This is a genomic window from Vibrio sp. 1249-1, from assembly GCF_033340495.1.
In genome coordinates this window covers 1-606 of the sequence record NZ_JAWOWJ010000788.1, presented here as the reverse complement: position 1 = coordinate 606, position 606 = coordinate 1, and the positions used below count along the sequence as shown (strand labels likewise).

Below are 606 nucleotides of genomic sequence, written 5' to 3'. Positions count from 1 at the left end.
CTTATTCGCCGGCCATTACAAAGCACTCGACACACTTTCGAAAGTGATCATGTCCGTGCTCACCATTGCAACGCTGCTTGCTGTTGCAATTGCGTTTGGTAACCCAGTGGAACCCGTCGCGAACTTTGAATCGCCTTCCCCTTGGTCAATTGCGGCAATTGGTTTCATCGTGGTTACGATGGGGTGGATGCCAGCACCAATTGAGATTTCGTGTTTAACCTCAGCGTGGCTAAAGCGCCAGTCGAGTCAGCAAGAAGTAACACCACGCTCTGCTCTGTTTGACTTCAACGTTGGCTACATCGGTACAGCCGTTTTGGCGCTAGTGTTTGTTTCGCTCGGTGCATTAATGTTGCACGGTTCTGGAATTGAACTGAAGAGCTCCGGGGTTGGCTTCTCGCATCAGTTGGTTGGCTTGTACGCTTCGACCATCGGTGAATGGTCACGTTACTTAATCGCAGTGATCGCTTTCTTCTGTATTTTCGGCAGCACAATTACCGTTATTGACGGTTACTCGCGCGTAATTGCCGACTCACAACGCCTGTTGCGCTCTCAAGCGGAAACCGATCCAAAAGCAACGTCGGCAATTATGTTGGCGGTATCATTGCT

The 606-nt window shown here is 50.2% G+C and carries 1 pseudogene; it reads left to right on the top strand.

The window, feature by feature from the left end:
• Positions 1-606, top strand: a pseudogene (locus R7Z50_RS28925) (divalent metal cation transporter); the annotation flags it as partial.